The following is a 2,500-nucleotide window of genomic DNA, read 5'->3' as shown; positions in this document are numbered from 1 at the left end:
GACAGACGGCGGGTGCTAAGGTCCGTCGTCAAGAGGGAAACAGCCCTGACCTACAGCTAAGGTCCCCAAGTCGTGTCTAAGTGGGAAAGCATGTGGGAATCCCAAAACAACCAGGAGGTTGGCTTAGAAGCAGCCATCCTTTAAAGAAAGCGTAACAGCTCACTGGTCTAAACAAGGGTTCCTGCGGCGAAGATGTAACGGGGCTCAAGACACGCACCGAAGCTTAGGGTGTGCACTTTGTGCACGCGGTAGCGGAGCGTTCCGTAAGCCTGTGAAGCGGTCTGGTAATGGGCCGTGGAGGTATCGGAAGTGCGAATGCAGACATGAGTAGCGATAAACAGGGTGAGATGCCCTGTCGCCGAAAGACCAAGGGTTCCTGCGCAAGGCTAATCCGCGCAGGGTGAGCCGGCCCCTAAGACGAGCCCGAAGGGGGTAGTCGATGGGAACCACGTTAATATTCGTGGGCCTGGTGGTGTGTGACGGATCTCTTATGTTGTACGTCCTTAACGGATTGGACGTGCTTCGACGAGGTTCCAGGAAATAGCCCCACCGTATAGACCGTACCCGAAACCGACACAGGTGGTCTGGTAGAGTATACCAAGGCGCTTGAGAGAAGTGTACTGAAGGAACTCGGCAAATTGCCTCCGTACCTTCGGAAGAAGGAGGCCCCACATATGCGCAAGCACTTGTGGGGGGCACAGGCCAGGGGGTAGCGACTGTTTAGCAAAAACACAGGGCTCTGCTAAGTCGGCTTCAAGACGACGTATAGGGTCTGACGCCTGCCCGGTGCCTGAAGGTTAAGTGGAGGGGTGCAAGCTCCGAAATGAAGCCCAGGTAAACGGCGGCCGTAACTATAACGGTCCTAAGGTAGCGAAATTCCTTGTCGGGTAAGTTCCGACCTGCACGAATGGCGTAACGACTTCCCCACTGTCTCCAGTACATGCTCAGCGAAATTGAATTCTCCGTGAAGATGCGGAGTACCCGCGGTTAGACGGAAAGACCCCGTGCACCTTTACTGCAGCTTCAGAGTGGCATTAGGAAAGAACTGTGTAGCATAGGTGGGAGGCTTTGAAGCTTGGGCGCCAGCCTGAGTGGAGCCATAGGTGAAATACCACCCTGTTGTTTTCTGATGTCTAACCTCGGACCGTGAAACCGGTTCAGGGACCCTCTGTGGCGGGTAGTTTGACTGGGGCGGTCGCCTCCTAAAGAGTAACGGAGGCGCGCGAAGGTTGGCTCAGGCCGGTTGGAAACCGGCTGTTAGAGTGCAATGGCATAAGCCAGCCTGACTGCGAGACTGACAAGTCGAGCAGAGACGAAAGTCGGTCATAGTGATCCGGTGGTCCCTCGTGGAAGGGCCATCGCTCAACGGATAAAAGGTACGCCGGGGATAACAGGCTGATAACCCCCAAGAGCTCATATCGACGGGGTTGTTTGGCACCTCGATGTCGGCTCATCACATCCTGGGGCTGGAGCAGGTCCCAAGGGTTTGGCTGTTCGCCAATTAAAGTGGTACGTGAGCTGGGTTCAGAACGTCGCGAGACAGTTTGGTCCCTATCTGCCGTGGGCGTCGATATTTGAGAGGAGTTGACCCTAGTACGAGAGGACCGGGTTGAACATGCCTCTGGTGGACCTGTCATCGTGCCAACGGTGCAGCAGGGTAGCTATGCATGGACGGGATAACCGCTGAAAGCATCTAAGCGGGAAGCCTCCCTCAAGATAAGATATCATAGAGCCGTCGAAGACCACGACGTTGATAGATCGGATGTGGAAGTGGAGTAATCCATGGAGCTAACCGATACTAATTGCTCTATTCGCGCTTGATGAGTCCCACCATCAACGACAACCCTGACCATCAGGACGTCGTCGATTAAGGACAATCTCTCAGCACAAGGTAAGCACGTCGATTTCTAAAACGATCCCGCTAGCGCTGGCTCCATAGCTTGGTGGCCATAGCGTCTGTGACCCACCCGATCCCATCCCGAACTCGGCCGTGAAACCAGACTGCGCCGATGGTACTGTTGCCTAAGCAACGGAAGAGTAGGGCGTCGCCAGGCTTTGAAGCCAGCGCCAGCAAGATCAAAACCCATTCACATGTCCAAAGGCCCCCGGAGCCAAAGGCTCCGCAAGGCCGAACGGCCGCCCGAGCTTATGCGAGGAAAGCCAAGGCAGCGGAACGCCGCTGCCGGCGCTTGAGGCCCATCAGTGTCGCGGGGTGGAGCAGCCCGGTAGCTCGTCAGGCTCATAACCTGAAGGTCACAGGTTCAAATCCTGTCCCCGCAACCAATCCTTCCATATCCCACCACACACCAAAGCGTCGCAGGCACACCCGCGGCGCATTTTTTTGCTCCGCAAACCCCCCGTCTCATGGCGGGCTCACGGCTGGGCTGGCTGGTCGTGCCGGAACGCCATGGCGCCGCCGTCCCTGTCGCAGCATGCCGGGCTTGTCGCCTTCGATTGCGAGGAGGCGCTGGAGGGTCATATCGCGGCCTGCCGCCGCAAC

1 tRNA gene and 2 rRNA genes (1 of these 3 cut by a window edge) are annotated in these 2,500 nt (G+C 56.8%); all 3 read left to right on the top strand.

Annotated elements, in window-relative coordinates:
• Nucleotides 1-1,822 (top strand): 23S ribosomal RNA (locus BHE75_RS00015); it begins 970 nt to the left of the window's first position.
• A 117-nt stretch (nt 1,823-1,939) separates the two neighbouring features.
• Nucleotides 1,940-2,054 (top strand): 5S ribosomal RNA (rrf, locus tag BHE75_RS00010).
• Nucleotides 2,055-2,206: 152 nt separating this feature from the next.
• Nucleotides 2,207-2,283: transfer RNA gene (locus BHE75_RS00005), tRNA-Met, on the top strand.
• Nucleotides 2,284-2,500 lie beyond the last annotated feature (217 nt).

The organism is Edaphosphingomonas haloaromaticamans, from assembly GCF_001853345.1.
GTDB lineage: Bacteria > Pseudomonadota > Alphaproteobacteria > Sphingomonadales > Sphingomonadaceae > Sphingomonas_E > Sphingomonas_E fennica.
Note: the sequence above shows the minus strand (reverse complement) of the source record. Positions and strands in the feature narration are given on the sequence as shown.